20 protein-coding genes are annotated in these 18,177 nt (G+C 56.0%); 15 read left to right on the top strand and 5 right to left on the bottom strand.

The genetic code is table 11. The features are described from left to right. Positions 1-62: 62 nt before the first annotated feature. The gene (locus ABC336_RS05250; RefSeq protein WP_413237666.1) at positions 63-1,088 is read right to left on the bottom strand and encodes an HNH endonuclease; all 1,026 of its coding nucleotides are present in this window, start codon (positions 1,086-1,088) and stop codon (positions 63-65) included. A gap of 170 nt (positions 1,089-1,258) precedes the next feature. Here ABC336_RS05250 and ABC336_RS05245 point away from each other — a divergent pair, with 170 nt between their 5' ends. Genes ABC336_RS05245 through ABC336_RS05235 form a run of 3 tightly spaced genes read left to right on the top strand, consistent with a single transcriptional unit; the run spans position 1,259 to position 2,236 of the window. Further along, complete coding sequence (locus ABC336_RS05245; protein ID WP_413237665.1) at positions 1,259-1,546, top strand: nucleoside-diphosphate sugar epimerase; 288 nt, start codon at positions 1,259-1,261, stop codon at positions 1,544-1,546. Between the two features lie 24 nt (positions 1,547-1,570). Beyond that, on the top strand, positions 1,571-1,918 hold the full coding sequence (locus ABC336_RS05240; RefSeq protein WP_413237664.1) for an alpha-helical endospore appendage domain-containing protein: 348 nt from the start codon (positions 1,571-1,573) through the stop codon (positions 1,916-1,918). Further along, entirely contained in the window at positions 1,919-2,236 is a 318-nt protein-coding gene (locus ABC336_RS05235) for a hypothetical protein (protein ID WP_413237663.1), read from the top strand. It begins immediately after the preceding gene. Between the two features lie 90 nt (positions 2,237-2,326). On the opposite strand, the gene ABC336_RS05230 is transcribed toward ABC336_RS05235, so the two are convergent. After that, a complete protein-coding gene (locus ABC336_RS05230) occupies positions 2,327-3,397 on the bottom strand; it encodes a YheC/YheD family endospore coat-associated protein (protein WP_413237662.1) in 1,071 nt (356 codons plus the stop codon). 174 nt (positions 3,398-3,571) lie between these two features. On the opposite strand from ABC336_RS05230, the gene ABC336_RS05225 reads away from it, so the two are divergent. Continuing rightward, complete coding sequence (locus tag ABC336_RS05225) at positions 3,572-4,678, top strand: aminoglycoside phosphotransferase family protein (protein WP_413237661.1); 1,107 nt, start codon at positions 3,572-3,574, stop codon at positions 4,676-4,678. Here the strand turns inward: ABC336_RS05225 and ABC336_RS05220 are convergent. Next, positions 4,675-4,875, bottom strand: a complete 201-nt coding sequence (locus tag ABC336_RS05220) for a hypothetical protein (RefSeq protein WP_413237660.1) — start codon at positions 4,873-4,875, stop codon at positions 4,675-4,677. The genes ABC336_RS05225 and ABC336_RS05220 overlap by 4 nt on opposite strands. 141 nt (positions 4,876-5,016) lie before the next feature. Here ABC336_RS05220 and ABC336_RS05215 point away from each other — a divergent pair, with 141 nt between their 5' ends. From ABC336_RS05215 to ABC336_RS05200, 4 genes are read left to right on the top strand one after another with little or no spacing between them, the layout of a single operon-like run. After that, entirely contained in the window at positions 5,017-6,204 is a 1,188-nt protein-coding gene (locus ABC336_RS05215) for a phosphotransferase (RefSeq protein ID WP_413237659.1), read from the top strand. A gap of 53 nt (positions 6,205-6,257) precedes the next feature. Beyond that, the gene (locus ABC336_RS05210) at positions 6,258-7,967 is read left to right on the top strand and encodes an HAD-IIIC family phosphatase (protein WP_413237658.1); all 1,710 of its coding nucleotides are present in this window, start codon (positions 6,258-6,260) and stop codon (positions 7,965-7,967) included. Next, positions 7,964-8,197 carry an acyl carrier protein gene (locus ABC336_RS05205; protein WP_413237657.1) on the top strand — a complete coding sequence of 78 codons (234 nt, stop codon included), beginning with the start codon at positions 7,964-7,966 and terminating at the stop codon, positions 8,195-8,197. Before ABC336_RS05210 ends, ABC336_RS05205 begins: the two co-directional genes overlap by 4 nt. After that, positions 8,194-8,769 (top strand): GNAT family N-acetyltransferase, encoded by a 576-nt coding sequence (locus ABC336_RS05200; protein WP_413237656.1) that lies wholly within the window; start codon positions 8,194-8,196, stop codon positions 8,767-8,769. The genes ABC336_RS05205 and ABC336_RS05200 overlap by 4 nt, the downstream gene beginning before the upstream one ends. 68 nt (positions 8,770-8,837) lie before the next feature. Here ABC336_RS05200 and ABC336_RS05195 read toward each other — a convergent pair whose 3' ends face one another. Together ABC336_RS05195 and ABC336_RS05190 are read right to left on the bottom strand one after the other, a co-directional pair. Beyond that, on the bottom strand, positions 8,838-9,851 hold the full coding sequence (locus ABC336_RS05195) for a glycosyltransferase family protein (RefSeq protein WP_413237655.1): 1,014 nt from the start codon (positions 9,849-9,851) through the stop codon (positions 8,838-8,840). Between the two features lie 5 nt (positions 9,852-9,856). Continuing rightward, positions 9,857-11,137, bottom strand: a complete 1,281-nt coding sequence (locus ABC336_RS05190) for a nucleotide sugar dehydrogenase (RefSeq protein WP_413237654.1) — start codon at positions 11,135-11,137, stop codon at positions 9,857-9,859. A 188-nt stretch (positions 11,138-11,325) separates the two neighbouring features. Here ABC336_RS05190 and ABC336_RS05185 point away from each other — a divergent pair, with 188 nt between their 5' ends. From ABC336_RS05185 to ABC336_RS05155, 7 genes are all read left to right on the top strand, one after another. Beyond that, positions 11,326-12,282, top strand: a complete 957-nt coding sequence (locus tag ABC336_RS05185; RefSeq protein WP_413237653.1) for an SDR family oxidoreductase — start codon at positions 11,326-11,328, stop codon at positions 12,280-12,282. After that, complete coding sequence (locus ABC336_RS05180; RefSeq protein WP_413237652.1) at positions 12,279-13,184, top strand: glycosyltransferase family 4 protein; 906 nt, start codon at positions 12,279-12,281, stop codon at positions 13,182-13,184. Before ABC336_RS05185 ends, ABC336_RS05180 begins: the two co-directional genes overlap by 4 nt. Before the next feature lie 24 nt (positions 13,185-13,208). Beyond that, entirely contained in the window at positions 13,209-14,138 is a 930-nt protein-coding gene (locus tag ABC336_RS05175; protein ID WP_413237651.1) for a glycosyltransferase family 4 protein, read from the top strand. A gap of 61 nt (positions 14,139-14,199) precedes the next feature. Continuing rightward, entirely contained in the window at positions 14,200-15,201 is a 1,002-nt protein-coding gene (locus ABC336_RS05170) for a glycosyltransferase family 4 protein (RefSeq protein WP_413237650.1), read from the top strand. A gap of 217 nt (positions 15,202-15,418) precedes the next feature. After that, entirely contained in the window at positions 15,419-16,225 is an 807-nt protein-coding gene (locus ABC336_RS05165) for a glycosyltransferase family 2 protein (RefSeq protein WP_413237649.1), read from the top strand. 74 nt (positions 16,226-16,299) lie between these two features. Further along, positions 16,300-17,394 (top strand): glycosyltransferase family 2 protein, encoded by a 1,095-nt coding sequence (locus tag ABC336_RS05160; protein WP_413237648.1) that lies wholly within the window; start codon positions 16,300-16,302, stop codon positions 17,392-17,394. Positions 17,395-17,405: 11 nt separating this feature from the next. Continuing rightward, on the top strand, positions 17,406-18,137 hold the full coding sequence (locus tag ABC336_RS05155) for a glycosyltransferase family 2 protein (protein ID WP_413237647.1): 732 nt from the start codon (positions 17,406-17,408) through the stop codon (positions 18,135-18,137). Positions 18,138-18,177 lie beyond the last annotated feature (40 nt).

Here is an 18,177-nt window from a genome sequence, read left to right as displayed (position 1 = left end):
GGCTCATACAAAAGCCGTCTCGTCGTGCCGAAACCGGCGCCCTGCGGACGGCTTTTGTGATCTTATTCGCTCACCGGCGGTACAAAGTTCTGCATGAACTCGTCCATATCGCGGTCAGCCTTGCTCTGGTTGCACAGATTGCAGGCGCACACGCAGTTCAGAGGCGTCGTGTGGCCGCCCTTGGCACGCGGCAGCAGATGATCGATCGTGTCGCCGTACCCGCCGCAAAAATAACAGGTGTAACGGTCCCTTGTCAGAATATAGCTGCGGAACGTCTTATTACTGTACAGTCGCTGAACAGTAAAAGGGTTTAAAATCACCGCTGCGTGCTCTCTGACCAGGACTTGTGCCGTTTCGAGGTCCGTCTCCTGATGCCAGCGCCGGCCTTTCTCTGTCCTTCCGCGCATCCAGACGACTCCCCGCTTTGTCGTGCGCAGTCCGGAGACATCAGGCGTCTCCACCTGCATCAGAGACGCATGCTGAGGCAATTTTTTCTTCGAGGTGACCGGTTTGACGCGCGGAGCGGCGGGAGAAGCCGGCACAAGCGGAGACGCCTTCGATTTGCGCTTTCGCTTTCGCTTGCGTGGCTTGCGTGGCGATTGGCTATCCGCTTCCTCTTCATCCCGGGGAGAAGAAGCGTCAGGACCGCCTGCGCCCCATATCGAGCCGTCGCCCTGGGTGGGCTGTGCCTGCTCCGCAAGTGTCGCATCCGCTGTACCCGGATCCGCAGGAAAGTCCTGATGATCCTCAGGTTTATCTGCATCAGAGGCTATGTCTAGTATCTCGTCTGATCCGTTAACACCCGCTCGCTTCTTCCTCTTTGCTCGCGATCTGCCTGAACTCGAGCGTTTGACTGGTGCGGGCGCCTCCTGCTCCTCTGGGGAAGGGCTTGGTGCCGAAGCAGAGGAGGAAGACTGCGCTTGGCGGCATTCCTTGCATGTCCCGCGCCTTGCGCCTTGACGCGAGCGCTTGCCGGTCCTGCGCAGGAACTCATGGGCAGGCTTGCTCAACCCGCAGGAGACACAGGTTTTGTGCTGGACCGTTTCCTCGGTAATCTCTGGTTCGCTATGTGAATGGTTAGTAGTCATCAGTGTCATCCCCGTTTCAAGGTAAGGCATAATGTGCCTTTCATTATATCATATTTTAAGCCATTACCCTTGCTTGCTAATCGTCGGTGCTGTGGAAAGACACTGTAGCAGCCGCTTCTTCTGCGCATATGCTATGTAAGAGACATGACGCAGGGAGGTGCCTTAACAAGATGGAGCACAGCATCGATCAAGTCATCGAGCATTTGTCGGCTTCTCAACGGTATCTGGCCCGCATCCTGGACGCGGAACGCCATGTCGCCGTCCGGATGGGAGAGGTCATAGACGCCCTGCCTGACCAGGATCCCGCCTTTGAAGGGGTGCCTGAGCTCATAGAGAACGTCCAACTGATCACCAAAAGCGTGGTTGGCTACCTGAATAGCCTGGCCGATCTGGAAGAAACGCTGGCCGATCAGTTATCTCATGTAATGAAAGAGCTGGATGGCGGCAACGATGAATAATCCGGACAAAGGAGCGAAGGCGCCATGAGCCGTGAACAAGCGTTTCTGCGAGTGCTGGAATCGTCGGCCAATCTGCAATCCAATATGGCACAGATCCTGGAAGCCAAGGCGGTAGAAGCGGAAAAAACGCGCAACTGGATATGCAACCATGTTCGGAGCGATGCATTTGCCAGTCAGCAGCAGCTGGTTAAAGATACGATGGAAATCCATGACCAGTTGATCGAAGTTATCGATGGTCTCTCGAAGATGGGGCAGGGGATGTGCAGCATGCTTAAGGTCGTACTGCGCCATGATGCAGACGGCGGCGATACCATGGACGGGATGGGTGGGCTATTCGGAGGCGGCTTTGATATGGAGGCAGGTGACAAGTAGATGAATCTGTTAAGCCGGGAGCGGGAGGCCAAGCTGGAGCTGCTGGCCTCTCTTGCCCGCAGCCAGCTGGCGCTGGCCCGGATCCTCGAGAGTGTGGCTGATGTCGCGGCCTGCTCGCCTGACTCGGCTCGCGCGCTGCAGCGGGAGCTCCGGGCGATGACCCGCTTGCAGCAGTCGGTGGCAGCGAGCATCGCGCCGCTCAGGATCGCCCGGGTGCGCTCAGGCAAGCCGGGGCGGGTATGGCTGAGCGGCACTCATGTGGCTTTGAGCAAGGGCTCTTACGCAAGCCTCCCAGCTTCTGCGCGGCAAGGACCGTGAAGGGCATGACGTGGCAGCAGTCATTGTCCAGCCCGGTTCCTCTGGCGGCAGGTCGGCGAATGGACAAGCGGTGCTGTTTACGACCCGGAACTACCGGCGCTGGTCGAGCAGATAGCGGGCATAGCTGATGGGGTGCGCATAGGAGCGGCGCCATTCCTCAAGCATGCCGGCCTTCTGGAAGCTGTATCGCAGATCCCTGCCGTTGCACTCGATGAACATGGGGAACCCGTGCGCTGTCAGTCCGATATCGAAGCCGAGGTCGGCAAGGCTCGGCAGGTGTCTGCTCAGATGGTCAGCAGCCCGGAGGCAGAAGTCCGAGATCTCGCTGCGGATGCGGATGACTTCGGACTCGGGCAGGAGAGAGAGCACCTCCTCCAGCCGGTAGACACGGCCGCCTCTGGCTAGATTGGTAACCGGGCTGCCCGCCGTAGCTACTCTGGCGGCAATCCCGGTGATCGTCCAGTCGCCGCTGCTGCACCGCTGCACAGACACTCTCAGGTCGTATGAGGAGCCTTGGTAGGTAGCGAGGGGCAGCCGCTGCTGCACCATGTAACGCTTCGCTCTCATCCCGCGTCTGAGCGGCAGCGGCAATACAGCTGCACAGGTCCGGGTAAGCCAGCGCCCGCGCTGGGGATAAGTAAGCAGCCAGCCTGACTGGGTGCGGTCGAGCTTCATCACTCCGCGCCCGATACTGCTGTTGTCCGGCTTGAAGATAAGCGAGTCATAATAGATCTTCATCTCCCGGATCGTCTCTGCCGTAGCCGCCATCGTGCCAGGCAGATGAGGCCGCAACTGCTCATCGAGCATCAGCAGCTGATGAATGTAGAGCTTGCTGTAGCGATTCCACCCGTTGAAGACCAGCTTGCCTGATCGCTTAAGGTTTGCGAGCCGCCTTCTGGCCGCTGCTGTCTGCTGGATCGACCGGTTATGGATGACTTCGGGGATCGGCATGCACTCCCGCCGATATCCTCCGTCCCGCTTCACATATGCCAGCACAGTACCGTCAGGGCGAAGGTCTGCCAGCCGAAAATAACACGGTATGACATTGTAGACCTGTCCGGCTTCCTCATAAAACGAAATGTGCTCCCTGCCGGTTCGTGCCGCGGGTATGCCCCAGTATGTCTTGGGATCCAGTAGAATGCCTACATAGGGCAGCTGCATGGGTCAATACCTCCCCGTTATGATGCTCCTGCCATACCCTATGATAAGCTGCTGCTGCATGCATGGACGAATGGTGCCCGCAAGTACCCAATCTTTGCCGTCTCAGGGCCAGATGACCTTACGAGAGCTTGTGTACACACATAAGATATAGGGGAAGAACGGGGAGGGGTGCAGGTGGGACGCAGAAGAGATAAACACAAGTATGAAGTGACGGAAGCGATGATTAGAAAGTACTGGGACCGCCTGGAGGCGGGTGACGTGTGGAAGGAACGGCACGGCAAAAGTGCTGTTCTTAGCGACAATAAGATGACGTGTATCAAGGATTCGTACAAGAGCAGTATCTGGAAGCTAACCCTTATCTCAGAAAATAAGCCTGTTGTCCTCATTCTAAAGGTGCATAAGCCACTCCGGCGGAAAAGACCGGAGAGCACCGTAGAGAAAAACATTTATCGGCGCGCCCGCAAGGTCATGCAGCCATTTATGCCCTATATCTATGCAAGCAAGCGCAATGTCCTCCATCACGGCGATCTCTGGACGGTGATGGAATATGTGCAGCCGGTCGAGGGACAACTGGTTTATACACCCAAGCATTTTGCAAGCATTCTCCCCATGCTGGCCAGGATGCATGCAGCGACTTATGGCAACAGGCTGGCTCCCCATGTCGCCAAATTCGGCGACTGGATGCCCCGGTACGACAGCGCAGCTATGCGGGAGCAGCGCGAGCAGACGCGCCGCGATACGTTGCATTATCTGAGGGAAGCGATGAAAAAGCCGAATGTGAAGCAGATCGTCGCTCCATACGAGCGGATGCTCCGTCACCTGCTTGAGAAGGGGCCGGACTATTGTCCGGAAGTAACCCGGAGGGGGCTTAGCGTCATTCATGGCGATCTGCATACAGCCAACATGGCCAGCAACCATATAGGCAAGGCGGATTGGCAGCTCAAGCTGATCGACTGGGAAGGAGCCAAGATCGCTCCTTGCTGGTACGATGTCGTCTATCTGATCGGCGTCTTCCTTGCTTACCGGCGGGAGTGGAAAAACGAGGAGGAGCAAATTACCAAGTCAGCGGTGCAGCTCTACGCGCAGGAAATGGAGAAGCACGGAGTCGTCTTTCACAGACCGCCGCTCGTGCTTTACCGCATGGCCTATCTCCAGCGCGTATTGGAGCGGGGCATCTATCTTCAGCTGAGCTGGGCGGTCACAGGCAAGAAGGATGCCAAGCTGCTCGCTGTTTATCTTGAGAAAATCCGGGTGCTGAGCAAATTATTGAAGTTGTACTAAAGAAGGAACTGTTCTCCGCGCTGGACCCCTACCGGGAGCCCGAGCAGAGCGCTGTAACCGTGCTGCAGGTCATGCAGCACTTCCTCCGGCGTCGGCTCCGGCGGCAGCTTCATCGGCTCGTCACTGTTGCCGCTGCAGGCAGCAGCGCACAGGAGCAGAAGCATCCAGCATCCGATCAACCAGCCTTTTCTTTTCATGCGAACCACCTCCCTATGCGTTATTACCCAGTATACCATTCCCCATTAACATGCCCGGCAATGACCGCGCTGAGCGAGTAGCACTCGGCTGCCCCTCCACATAAGATGGGAGGAGTACAGTAGAGCGAGGGATGTATGCCTATGACCAATGCGTATGATCCGGAGGGCTATCAACATGGCCGAACTGCCGGATATCAGAAGGGCAAGGAAGACGGATTCCAGCAAGGTCTCGAAGCTGCCAGACGGGCCGCCGCCGCTCCGCCGCCGCTCGGCGAGATCAGCCTCAGATGGCGGGAGGCAGGGTACGCGGATCGGATCGGCGCTTATCTGGGGACGCCTGTCGTCCTGGAAGACCAATCGATGGAGTGTCTGAAGGAGACGGTCAAAAGCGCCATCTGGAAGCTGGAGATCAAGAGGGGCGCACAGTCCCAGCCGCTTATCCTGAAGATCTTCAAGGCGCCGGTAGCGGGTCAGGACTTAAATGAGCTCAATATGTACCGACATGCAAGCAAGCTGCTCTCCGAGGTTATGCCGGACATCTGTTTGATCGATGCGCATCCGGCAACAGGCGATGTCTGGGTGTTTATGGAATATGTGCCGCAGTTGAAAGGGCAGGTTGTATTTACACCCGACCATTTCGGCAAGATTGTACCGTCCCTGGCCCGTCTCCATGCAAAGACCTATAACGACCGATTCTATGAGCAGTGGGACAGGTTCGCGGAATGGCTGCCGATCTACCAGTCTGCGAAGGTGGCGATGGAGCGTCAAAAAACGAATAAAGATACGCTGATTTATCTGGATAAGGCGATGGAGCGTCCAGAGCTCAAGGAACGGCTGCAGGACAGTTACGCGATGCTGCAAAAAATACTGATTAAAGGACCCGAATTTTTCCCTCAACTGCTGCAGGCCGGTCAGAGCATCATCCACAACGATCTGCAAACCCCCAATATGGGGTGCGCCAATGTTGCCGAAGAACAGTGGACGATCAAGTTCATCGACTGGGAGGGGGCGCGGTTTGCTCCATGCTGGTTTGATCTGTTTAATCTCGCCGGCGTATTTTTTGCTTACCGCAAGGATTGGCGGAAGGATGAGGATGCGGTGATCGAGCGCTGCTCGCATCTGTACGCGAACGAAATGCAGGGCTTTGGCATCGTCTTCGAAGAAGATCCCGTTCGTCTGTACAAGATGGCGTATCTGCAACGGGTGCTTGAGCGCAGTCTATACCTGCAGCTGCATTGGGGCGTGGACGGCCAGAAGCCTGCTTTCCTGCTGGATACGTATCTGACGAAAATTAAAGGCTGGGGCCAGGAGCTCGGATTGTACGCCTAAGCGGAGACATTGAAAAGACTAAATGGCAGTGGGCTGCCGGAAGGGGGTTACATGTGAGCACTGGGCTGGATCATTTGGACGCTGCCGATATCTTGCTCGGCGGGAGATTGTCGCGTTCAGCGCTGCTGACTGCACCCAAGCTGACGGCCAGCCGGGTGCTGAAGCTGCGTATCGACAGGACCATGCCCTTCGAATTTGTGGGCCGCTGGCTGCCGGTCTTCTGCAGTCTGTGGGGTGCTTCGGTAAGCTGTACCTACTCGGACTATGATGCTGCGCTGACCGGCATCGGCGGCACGGAGCCGCAAGACAGCTATCTGCTCTGGCTGGATTGGCGGATCTATACCGGATCCATGGAACCAAAGGAGGCTGCCGGCTGGTTGACCGAGCGGATCCGGAAGCTGCGGCAGCAGACAGAACGTACGATCTGGGTCAACAATTGGCCGGAGACGTCGCCTGCGGACGAGCGGCTGTTCAGCTTCCGCACCCGCGACTCCGAGCGCTTCCGTGCGTTGAACGACCATCTGACTGCGGCGGTGGCGGGGCAGCCGGGCTGTGAGCTGATCGATCTGAGGATGCTGAGCCGCGAATCGGAGACGTTCTTCGATCCCCGCAATGAATCGGCCAGCAACTATCCGTTCTCCGGCGAGGCGACGCTGAATATCGCCCGCCACATCGGGGTTCACCTGCTGCCATCGGCCCTGCAGCCGCGGCTGAAGGCGCTGGCGCTGGATCTCGATGACACGCTCTATCGTGGAGTGCTGGGCGAAGACGGAGCAGACGGTGTCGTCCTGACGGAAGGCCATGCGGCATTGCAGCGACTGCTCTCACGGCTCCGGGAATCCGGAATGCTGCTGACGATCTGCAGCCGCAACGAGGAAGCCGATGTCCGCGAGCTCTTCGAGCACCGCGCCGACTTCCCGCTGCGCTGGACGGACTTCGCCGCGACGGCAGCCAACTGGCGGAGCAAGCCGGACAATCTTAATGAGCTGGCACGGCAGTTGAACATCGATCCGTCGGCGATTCTCTTCATCGACGACAATCCCGCCGAGCTGCTCAAGATGGCTGCGCATCAGCCGGACGTTCGCCTGCTGCGGGCCGAGTCGGAAGGCGGGCAGACGCTGGATAAGCTGGCGTACTACCCGGGATTGTATCAGCTGCGCCCGGACGGCGAAGCGGCGTCCCGGACGACGGATATCAAGGCCAATCAGCAACGCGAGCTGATGCGGCAGGGGGCAAAGGATCAACTGTCCTATCTGGCGAGCCTGAAGATGGTGGTGCGGCTGCATGTCAATGAACGGGCTCATGCTGCAAGGCTGTATGACATGAGCCAGAAGACCAACCAGTTCAATCTCGCGCTGCGCCGGATAACCGAGCAGGAAGCGCTGGAGATGATGGATCCCGGGCGGTATATCACAGTTACAGCGGCGCTATCGGATCAGCTGTCCGACAGCGGCATCATCGGCGCGCTGGTCTGCCGGATCGGGGACAGGGAGGCCAGGCTGGTAGAGACCGTATTCAGCTGCAGGGCGCTCGGCCGGGGCGTCGAGTCGCTGGTGCTGGCCCGGACGCTGGAGCTGCTGGCGGCCCGCGAGGTGAAGTGGCTCATCATTGACAGCTGCGAAGGCCCGCGCAATGCGCCTGCCAGAGCATGGGCTTCGAGCCTGGGCCAGGCTGCCGGCGGCAAATATGAGGTGAAGAAGTTGCAGCGAGTGGTAAAAAAGCTGAACGATCGTCATCCTGCGAAGGTGGAGGTGGTGCAATGAACCGGGAATTGCGGCAGCAGGTTGGGGAGTTGCTGGCCGGTGTGCTGGAAATCCCCCTGCAGGCCGACGACAACCCGCAGCGGCGCTTGCTGGACAGCTGGGATTCTTTGAAGCATATGGAGCTCATCCTCTCCCTGGAGGAAACATTCAATATCCGTTTTACCAGTCAGGAAGTGGCCGTAATCGAGAGTCTTGACGATCTGGTGCGGATCGTCGAGGTGAAGGTATGAAGCAGGCGATCACGGTACAGCGCTTCGGCGTCCGGCTTCGCCCTGTGACAGAAGCAGACGCAGCTTTCATCTACCGCATTCGCCGGATGCCCGAGCTCGCGCAGTACATCGGCGACATCGGCGACGACTATGCGGCTCATCAGGCGTGGCTGGCAGAGTACCTGCAGCGGGAGGACGATTATTACTTTTGTATCGAACGCATGGACGGCGAGCCGCTGGGCACGATCGCCGTCTATGACATTGCCGGCAGCGTCGGCCACTGGGGGCGCTGGATCATCCTGCCTGCCGCGCCGGCTGCGCCGGCAAGTGTATGGCTGGCTTTTCATGTGGCATTCGAGCAACTAGGCTTGGATAGCATCTTCTCCAATACCGCCCAGGAGAACGGCAAAGTCATCTCGTTTCACGAGCGGTGCGGCCTGGAGCGGATCCGGATCGATGCCGGTGCGCTGACGATCCGCGGGAAGGCGCATGATATGGTTATCCATCGGGCTCGGCGTGAGGCATGGCCGCAGATCCGGCAGCGGCTGGAGAAGGCTGCGCGGATGGCGCAGCGTCTGCTGGAGGAGTCATAGTACAGGTTGCAACACGCAAAGGGCTGTCCCGGGGGTCATGCGACCGAGGGACAGCCCTTTGCAGCTCGCTATAGCAACTCATAGATGGACTTCAATTCCCGGGCCCGGCCTTCGGATTCATAATACTGCTCGATGTATCGTCTTCCTGCGCGCCCTCTCCGCTCCCGCAACTCTGGATTCCGGATCAGCCGCTTCAGGGTGGAGTAGATCGTGTCTGGAGAAGCGCTGATTAACGGCAGCCCCGGCGGATAGGTTCCCTTTAATTCATCGCGTATATAGCAGACGACCGGTTTGCCGAGTGCCATTCCCTCCAAGCTGAACACACCGCATGAGCCTTGCAGCAGCTGATCGATAATAAGATCCGCTTGCCGGTATTTGGCGATTGCCGCTTTGTGAGGGAGATTCTGCACCAGTTCGAAGTTGAAGTCGAGTCCGCGTGCCTTCAGTCTCGTTACGGCCTTCAGTACATATTCCGTCCCTTTGACATACTCATTTGTCGGAGCATGCACGATTAGCGGCTTAGGATTATCCTTGGCGGGAAAGGCAGGGGCGAACTTGGCTATCGTAATCGATTGGCGCAGCAGATGGACGTGTTTGTAGAACGGCTTGATATAGGCCAGCAGTTCGTGATCTGCGACGATCGCATGATCAATATAGCGAGAGAGTGCCCGCAGTCTGCGACAGATCGCTTCTTCGCTCCGCCGCAAGCCGCTCTTCACACGCACATACGGATTGTCTTGCGTCCGTGCGATCGACAGCATCCGTACATCGGAACCCCTGTGTTGAACGACCAGCTTCTTGCCGAGCTGCTTGAGATAACGAAGGTCACTCAGGTCCTCGAAAAAGGTCTGGCCAAAATGAAAATGAAAGACATCATATTGCCGGACTGCCTTCTCCAACCATATCTCCCGTGCCTTCTGTCGCTCTTCTCGGGAAAGCCGCTCCAGATGCAGGCAGCAATCGGGCTGCAAGGGAACGCTGCGCTGCCGGAAATGGCAGGAGGTCGCCTGAACGCCAATTTGGCGCAATGCGGTACACATCTCGATCATTTGCCGGCCGACAGGCAAATGAAGCACGCGCATCGCGTTCACCCTCCCTGCCCGCCGCCAAGTCGCATAACCGCCGCCTTGCCGCTTTGTCCCTGAGTAGCATTGCGCGTATCGTAGATCAGGGAAGCATGTTCCAACAGCATCGGGACCGGCAGTCCCCGATGCACGGTTGCGAGGATGACGATATCGTTATCTCTGATCGTATCGGGGGTCAGATCGGTGCTGTGCAGGCTGTCATCTTCAAGAGGAATGGCGGGCACCAGCTCGTCATGATAGGCCACCTCACAGTTTTCCTCAACCAGCAGCTGCAGGAGTTCCATCGCACTGGATTCGCGGATATCGCTCACGTCCGCTTTATAAGCGACCCCGACGACGAGCACACGACGTCCGGCAAGCGTTGCAGTTTGGAAATGGCTGCGCAGTTCCTCCAAGATGTAGCCTGGCATGCTTTTGTTGATTTGCTCGGACAACTCGATAAAACGGCTGCTCACTCCGAGCTCGGCGGCTTTCCATTGCAAATATAGCGGATCGACGGGAATGCAGTGGCCGCCGACACCGGGACCTGGCAAGAAAGGAGAAAAGCCATACGGTTTTGTCGCCGCCGCATCGATGATCTCCCATGCATCGAGCTTCATCCGGTTGCAGATAAGGGCAAATTCGTTAATAAATGAAATGTTGACAAACCGGTAGGTGTTCTCCAGCAGCTTGGTCATCTCGGCCGTCTCCGGAGTGGATACGCTAACCAGGCGATCGAACACGGAATTATACAAGTGATGGATCTGCACCAGGCATGCTTCCGTAATGCCGCTGATGACTTTCGGAATGGCGGTGAACGGATGGCTGCGGTTGCCGGGATCGATCCGTTCTGGCGAGTAGCCGATATACAGATTGTCGCCGGTGCGAAGGCCGCTCCGCTCCAGGATCGGCATCAGAACGTCCCGCGTCGTGCCGGGATAAGTTGAACTCTCCAGAATAACCAGTTGGGAAGGAACCAGGTGAGGTACGAGGGATTCGGCGGCAGCGATCAGGTAACTCAGGTCAGGCATCTGATCTCGTACCGGCGTAGGCACGCAGATTACAATGGCTTGCGCATTCCTGGTATCGCTGTATTGACTTGTCACGCGCCACCTTCCGGATGCCGCGGCTTCGGCGAGCAAGTCATCGCCGATGTCGGGGAGATAGCTCTGCCCCTGCCGGGCAGCCTCGAGCTTGCGTGGGTCCTTGTCCAGACCGATCACATGATAGCCCTGCTGATAGAAGGTCAATGCCAGGGGCAGCCCAACATAACCTAGCCCCACTACAGCAATGGTACGATACATGCATCATCTCCACCTTTTTTGTTCAGGATCGAATTTATCGTATGCTGCGAGTCTACGAAAGGCGTGGGCAAGACTACCAATAAAAAATATAGATTTCCTATAGGTAGGTGGCGAGTCCATCAAGCCGTTCCAGTCATACATTGAAAGGAAAACGACCGGTGTGGTCAAAGCCTTGGGGAGGTGGAAGGATGGATAAATATGTCGTTACAGGCGGTGGGGGCTTTATCGGCTCTCATCTTGTAAGAGCCTTGTTGAAGCGTGGTGGAAGAGTTACCGTGCTGGATAATTTCTCTACAGGGAGCCGAGACAATCTGCGTGGTGTGAAGGCGGACTGTGAAATTATCGAAGGCGATATTAGGAATATGGATACAGTCAAGGCAGCTCTGACAGGAGCCAGAGCAATCCTGCATCAAGCAGCACTTCCTTCCGTTCCGCGTTCGATCAAGGATCCTCTGAGAAGCAATCAGGTCAACATCACAGGAACGTTGCATGTGCTGTATGCCGCAGCGGCCGCAGGCGCAGAGAGACTGATCTTCGCCGGATCCTCCTCGGTCTATGGTAATCAGCCGGGACTGCCAAGGAGAGAAACGATGTCGCCGGCCCCTGCATCCCCATATGCGTTGAACAAGCTGGCGGGTGAAACCTACGTGCGATTGTTTTGCGAGCTCTACGGACTTCAAACGATGACCCTACGTTACTTCAATGTTTTTGGGCCTCGTCAGAACCCGGATTCGGAATACAGTGCTGTCATCCCCAGATTTATTGATCTGATGCTGAACGGCCAGACTCCAATCATCCATGGAGACGGTCACCAGTCTCGTGATTTCACTTACATCGACAACGTAGTGGAAGCCAATCTGCTGGCACTGTCAGCCCGGATGCTAAAAGGGGATGCGATCAATATCGGTGGGGGGGAGAGTGTCACGCTGAATGAGGTTTGCAGTCAGATTAATGCACATCTCGGCAGCAACCTGAAGCCGGTACACGGACCCGAACGGCAGGGTGATGTCAAGCATTCACATGCTGATATCGGGATGGCTGCTGCGCTGATCGGATATCGACCGCCAGTCAGCTTTGATGCAGGCCTAAAGCAGACGATAAGCTGGTACGTAGCAGCAAAAGGAAAGCGGGGCGGTCAGGCATGAAAATACTACTGGTGCCTGATCATCCCGGCTGGGCATTTGATAATCGCGCGAATGATCTGTTAAGCCTGAGATGGAATGGGTTACGTTTCACTAAGAAATATCAATCTGAGGTGCGAGCCAAGGACCAGAAAAGATATGACCTGATCTATCCTATGTCCCTATCAGTTGCTCGTAGATTGCACAGTGCTGGTATCCCAATGAACAAAATGGCCACGGGAATTACATCGCTTCGAGTATTTGAAAATCAATTTGCAACCAATGGGGAGTTCAAACCAAAATTTCTATCCTTCGTCAAGCAGCTGCGCGGCATCAATGCCTGGTCTGACGAAATCGTCACAATCTTCAAACCGCATTGCAAGATTTACAAGACGCGAATCGGTATCCGCGAGGACCAGTTCAAACCAATGGCGAGTAAAAAAAACCGCGATATCTTTACCGTCGGATGGGTCGGGCGGATCGATGATCCCAAATCACGCGAGCTTAAAGGATACGACATCGTACTGGAGGCTCTGAGAGGTCTGGAAGTGAAGCTTGATATCCGTACATTCAAAGAAAATTATGTACCGCGCTCCCAAATGGTGCATTTCTATCAAAATTTGGATTGCTTTATCTGCTCGAGCCGTTCCGAAGGTTTGCCTAATCCGCTATTGGAAGCAGCCGCTTGCGGAGTTCCTGTCATTGCAACGAAGGTCGGCATCGTGCCGGAACTTATTAGGCAAGGCAAGAACGGTCTTATCGTTTCCAGAAATGCAACGTCTATCCGCAAGCAGGTTCGATACCTGATGAAGCATGCTGAAAGACGGCAGGCGCTTGGTCGAGAGATCCGCAAAACTATTGTCCGCGACTGGACCTGGAATGTATGTAAAGCCGAATGGGAAGCATTTTTCAAATCTTTGCTGTAAGAACCTCAAGAGGGAGGATGTGGAATGGAAATCTTGTTGGCGCCAACAAGGCCAGGCTGGGCTTTCGACCATCGGGCTAAAGATTTATTGGCATTGCAAATGAGACATATTCGTTGTGAAATAAAGTATTTCGATCAAATCACAACCGAGGATCAAGATAAGTATGATCTGATCTATCCCATGACCCTTGGAGGAGCAGAGATCTTACACGAACAAAAGAAAATCCCGCTTGCGAAGATGGCTGCCGGGATTACCTCTTTGCGTTCCCTGGAGCCGCACATGCTGGATGAGAAAAGATTCAAGCCGGATTTTATCCGATTTGTGAAAAGTTTGCGGGGAATCAATACAGCTTCGGACGAAATCGTGGAGCTCTTTGAAGGGCAGTGCAAAATTTATAAAACGAGAGTAGGGATCGATCCCCTGGTTTTCAAACCGAGCGTAAAGCGGAATCCCAAGCAGACTTTCCGGGTGGGCTGGGTCGGACGAATCGACAAGCCGGTTTATCGAGTTCATAAAGGCTACCAAAAGGTATTAAGCGCTTTAAAGAATATGGATGTCACACTTGATATAAGGACGTTAAAGGAGAATTACGTGCCGCGGGAGGAAATGGTCACTTTCTATCAAGGGCTCGATTGCTTCATATGCTCAAGCGTCTCCGAGCATCTTCCGTTGCCCGTACTGGAAGCGGCAGCTTGCGGAGTGCCCATTATTACAACGAAAGTCGGCATCGTGCCTGAACTGATCCGACACAGACGCAACGGTATCATCGTTACAGGCAGTGCTGATTCCATCAGGCAGGCGACTAGCTATTTAATGAGGCACCGGAAATTTAGAGGGCGCCTGAAGCGTCGTATCCGTCGGACAATTGAGGAGAACTGGACGTGGAACCATTGCAAACGGGACTGGGAGAGATTCTTTCGCAAAATGCACAGGAAGGAGATGATCTCCAATTAACATTTTATATATCGTACACAAACCAAACATCGGCGGGCTGCAGACGACACTGCGCACTCGGATGATGGCATTAAGAGAACATGGGATTCAAACAGAAGTTGCCTTTATTGAACCTGGGGCGGGAGAATACATTTTTAAAGATCTTCCTTACGGTTTTATCGGGACGAAGGAAGAATTCCAACAAAAAATCCGAACTGGAGACTATGATTATCTATCGTTTATCTACAGTCTGGACTATCTTCCTTATGTGCCTGGAAGCTACAAGGGCAAGATTGTTTATGAACTGCGCGGCTGGAATAACAAGCTTGCAAAGAATATAAAAAATATAAGCTCATATGGCAGAGTGGATGGCATTGTATGTATAGCTCGCTATCTGAAAAAAAAAGTGAGCGAGCATCTCAAGCAAAGGATCCCCATCTTTGTGGATGGCAACACGGTGCATCCCATGTTCCAGTTCCTTCCCCCCTCGGAAAGAACCTGGCGCGAATGTCCCCGGCCGAGAAAAGGGTATAAGGTTGTAGCCTTTGTCGGCAGAGTGGAGCCAAGCAAAAACTGGAAGCAATTCTTGGAGATTTGCGCCATGCTAAAGAGAACGGAACGAATCGAGCCGTGGGTTATTTGTAATCGAAAAAGTGCAAGCGAACTGCCAAGATTGGTGAAAACATGTGCTCGCGCAGGTTTGAAGGAAGATACCAGGATTATCTCAGAGGTTCCAAATGATCGGATGCCGGAAATCTATTCGGTGATCCGCAGTTCGGGTGGTTGTATCTTGTCCACTTCTATGCGCGAAGGCCTCGGTAATCATATACTAGAGCCGCTGGCTTGCGGACTGCCGGTTGTCAGTTCGGATGTACCAGGCAAAAATGAGATTATCACTCACCGGCATAATGGTATGCTTTATCCCTTGGACGAACCGGGTAAGGCAGTCCGCTATGTTAAAGAGATTCTTAACCACCGGGGTCTTCGCAGAATTGTGCAACGGCAGGGGGTGAAGACGATACGCAGGCAGTATGCAAAGAAAACTTATGTCCAGCGATACTTGAAAATTCTTTCTGCCTTGTGATAACGAGAGCTTTGCCGACGGTGTCGCGCTATGCGCGGCTTTTTTTACTTATTTATATGTTTCTGGACCCTTTGTGGGGTTATTTTATTGAAATTAAGAAGGTCGTATATATCGAGATGATTCTGTCGCTTGCAAGGACGAATGCCGTTGCCTTCTCGCAAGCTGTACATACACTGATGGTAGCATATCTACAAATCTGATGAGGCAGGTGAGGAATATGCCGAAACGAAGCAAAGTGAAGCCTAGCTCACGGACAGGGCTTCGGCGTTCTCTGTTCACCATTCCGCCCACTGATACACCCCGGGTCTCGGTCATCATCCCTGTCGTCAATGAAAGGCGTACGCTGGGAGCCGTGATCAAGCAGGCTGCGATGGTACATCCTGCCACCGAGGTGATCGTCGTCGCGAACGGTTCGACTGACGGCTCCGCTGAGCTGGCAGCGCGCATGGGGGCGCGCGTCCTGCGTTATCCTCACCCGCTGGGGCACGATGTCGGACGCAGTATCGGGGCCCGCGTTGCACGTGGAGAAATCCTGCTGTTCACTGACGGAGATATTGTCATCCCGACTCGTGATCTGGCAGCTTTAACCTCTGCGGTCAGTGCAGGTGCCGACATCGCGCTCAACAAATATCTGGGGCCGACCAGTCTGATGCATGTGCATGGCGTCGTCCTGGCAAAGCACGCGCTTGGCCTGATGACCGGCGACCAGACGAACACCGGGGCGTCGCTGACGACGATCCCGCATGCGATGAGCAGAAAAGCAAGAGATCTGATCGGCTGCGAGCATCTGGCGGTGCCGCCAAAGGCGCAAGCGATCGCGATGCTCCGGGGGTTGGAGGTGCGGGCCGCTCACTATGTAGAGGTAGGCCTGCGCAACCGCCGGCGGTCCAGAGGCAAGGGGGCGGATCCGCTGGAGCGGCTGATCATCGGCGATCACCTTGAGGCGCTGTCCTGGTATACCGAGCAGACGGATGCCCGGGGCCGCTTCACAGATGGCGGCCGCAATCGCGAGAGTGTGTGCTGATGGTCCGGCGCACCGTTAAGAAGAGCCGTGGCAGCGCCAGGAAAACCAACGGAGTCCCCAGAAGACGGCGGCCGTTGAAGCGGCCGCGCAGCCGCGTAAGCCGTGGGGTGCCGAGAAAACGCAAGCTGACCAGACGCAGATTGGGGGCGGCCCGCCGCCCCGGCCCGACAGCTGCTCCGCAACCCGCCTCATACTGGATCAACCGTGCTCATACGGCAGGATGCGCGGCGGCTTCAGCCGCCACTCATCTGCGGTCGGTGGATGAGGCGGTCAGCTCGGAGCATGAACGGGCGAACCGGGCATGGTCGATATGGTGCGATGCAGCAGGGGTAGCCCCGTGGCAGATCTATCACACGGCTGCGGCCGCCTTTCTCGAGGGCTGGCGCACGATCGCTGGCGGCTATGACCGGAGATGGGTATTGTGTCCGACATCCAAGTCGATCGGCGTCGTCGTAACGGTCATGAATGAACAGGAGACGATCCCGGCGATCATCGCCGAGCTGCAGCGGCTGCCGCTGCAGGAGATGATCTTCGTCGTCAACGGCTCGACGGACGAGAGCTTCGAGCGGATCCGCAATCAGTGCTCCGGCGTCATCGTCCATTACGATGCTCCGCTCGGTCATGATGTCGGACGCTCGATCGGCGCCAAGCTCGCGGATACGGATATCCTGCTGTTCCTTGACGGCGATCTGCCGCTCACGGCCGAGCAGCTCGTGCCATTCATCGCCGCCATCGGTCAAGGGGCTGATGTGGCGCTCAACAATATCTCGCCCTTCCTCGGCGTCTTCGGTGCCAGGGATCAGGTGACGATCGTCAAGGAGTTCCTCAACCGGGCGATGGACCGGGCGGATCTGGCTGCGAACTCGCTGACCGCTGTCCCGCACGCGCTGAGCCGGGAAGCAGTGCTCCGGGTCGGCGCAGCCAGCCTGTCGGTACCTCCGAAGGCACAGGTGTTGTCGATCGAATGCGGGCTTAAGATCGTCTGTCCGGCAAGCGTGGATGTCATCAGCGTCAACCGGCGCCGCGCGCATAATACAGGCGGCAACAACACCGTTGCCCAGATGATCGTCGGCGACCATATCGAGGCGCTCAAGACGGCGATGAGCCGCCGCGGTCCAAGACTTACCTTCCCGGATCAGCTGCGGCAACGGCACCATACGACGCCATGAAGGGGGAGCCTATGTCCAAAACAAGCATCATCATTCCCACCTATAACGGCAAGGAGCTGCTCAAGGATTGTTTGTACACCATCTCGCAGCACACCAGAGAGCCTGTGGAAATTATCGTGGTCGACAATGGCTCGACCGACGGTACGGCGGATTTTTGCCGTCAGGAGCGGATTACCTTTATCTCTTTGCCCGCCAACCGCGGCTTCCCTGCCGCCTGCAATGCAGGACTGAAGCTGGCTACCGGAGATGCGCTGCTGTTGCTGAACAACGATGTACTGGTCACGGAAAATTGGCTGGGACATATGTTGGCTTGTCTGAACAGTGCTCCCGAGATTGGGATCGTCGGTCCGATGTCCAACTATGTCAGCGGCCGTCAGCAGATCCGGGAGCCGTTTACGAATCTGGAAGAGATGTCGGCGCGCTACAGCCATCAAGATCCCGGCAAGTGGCAGTCTGTCCAGCGAATTGTAGGACTCTGCTTCCTCTTCAAGCGGGAGCTGCTGGAGCGGGTCGGTCTGCTCGATGAGCGGTACAGTCCGGGGCATTATGAGGATGACGATTATTGTTACCGGGCAAGACTGGCGGGTTACCGCCTCATGATCGCTGGCGACGTCTTTATCTTCCACCATGGCAGCGCCAGCTTCTCACGCGAGAACGAAGCGCGCGTAAGGGAGTTGATCGAGCGCAACCGGGAGCAGTTTGTGGCCAAATGGCAGGTTGATCCGGCTGTATTTCAGATCTAGGAGTAGCCTTGATTAGTTCCATGCAGGAAAGGAAGGATGT

The sequence above is a fragment of the Paenibacillus jepli genome (genome assembly GCF_047238105.1).
Classification (GTDB): domain Bacteria; phylum Bacillota; class Bacilli; order Paenibacillales; family Paenibacillaceae; genus Paenibacillus_D.
This window is presented reverse-complemented; position numbering and strand designations above follow the sequence as displayed.

What these genes read in the sequence shown, in the direction of transcription:
- ABC336_RS05250 (WP_413237666.1), bottom strand. Translation starts at nt 1,088, where the DNA reads ATGACTACTAACCATTCACATAGCGAACCAGAGATTACCGAGGAAACG.
- ABC336_RS05245 (WP_413237665.1), top strand. Translation starts at nt 1,259, where the DNA reads ATGGAGCACAGCATCGATCAAGTCATCGAGCATTTGTCGGCTTCTCAA.
- ABC336_RS05240 (WP_413237664.1), top strand. Translation starts at nt 1,571, where the DNA reads ATGAGCCGTGAACAAGCGTTTCTGCGAGTGCTGGAATCGTCGGCCAAT.
- ABC336_RS05235 (WP_413237663.1), top strand. Translation starts at nt 1,919, where the DNA reads ATGAATCTGTTAAGCCGGGAGCGGGAGGCCAAGCTGGAGCTGCTGGCC.
- ABC336_RS05230 (WP_413237662.1), bottom strand. Translation starts at nt 3,397, where the DNA reads ATGCAGCTGCCCTATGTAGGCATTCTACTGGATCCCAAGACATACTGG.
- ABC336_RS05220 (WP_413237660.1), bottom strand. Translation starts at nt 4,875, where the DNA reads ATGAAAAGAAAAGGCTGGTTGATCGGATGCTGGATGCTTCTGCTCCTG.
- ABC336_RS05215 (WP_413237659.1), top strand. Translation starts at nt 5,017, where the DNA reads ATGACCAATGCGTATGATCCGGAGGGCTATCAACATGGCCGAACTGCC.
- ABC336_RS05205 (WP_413237657.1), top strand. Translation starts at nt 7,964, where the DNA reads ATGAACCGGGAATTGCGGCAGCAGGTTGGGGAGTTGCTGGCCGGTGTG.
- ABC336_RS05200 (WP_413237656.1), top strand. Translation starts at nt 8,194, where the DNA reads ATGAAGCAGGCGATCACGGTACAGCGCTTCGGCGTCCGGCTTCGCCCT.
- ABC336_RS05195 (WP_413237655.1), bottom strand. Translation starts at nt 9,851, where the DNA reads ATGCGCGTGCTTCATTTGCCTGTCGGCCGGCAAATGATCGAGATGTGT.
- ABC336_RS05190 (WP_413237654.1), bottom strand. Translation starts at nt 11,137, where the DNA reads ATGTATCGTACCATTGCTGTAGTGGGGCTAGGTTATGTTGGGCTGCCC.
- ABC336_RS05185 (WP_413237653.1), top strand. Translation starts at nt 11,326, where the DNA reads ATGGATAAATATGTCGTTACAGGCGGTGGGGGCTTTATCGGCTCTCAT.
- ABC336_RS05180 (WP_413237652.1), top strand. Translation starts at nt 12,279, where the DNA reads ATGAAAATACTACTGGTGCCTGATCATCCCGGCTGGGCATTTGATAAT.
- ABC336_RS05175 (WP_413237651.1), top strand. Translation starts at nt 13,209, where the DNA reads ATGGAAATCTTGTTGGCGCCAACAAGGCCAGGCTGGGCTTTCGACCAT.
- ABC336_RS05170 (WP_413237650.1), top strand. Translation starts at nt 14,200, where the DNA reads ATGATGGCATTAAGAGAACATGGGATTCAAACAGAAGTTGCCTTTATT.
- ABC336_RS05165 (WP_413237649.1), top strand. Translation starts at nt 15,419, where the DNA reads ATGCCGAAACGAAGCAAAGTGAAGCCTAGCTCACGGACAGGGCTTCGG.
- ABC336_RS05155 (WP_413237647.1), top strand. Translation starts at nt 17,406, where the DNA reads ATGTCCAAAACAAGCATCATCATTCCCACCTATAACGGCAAGGAGCTG.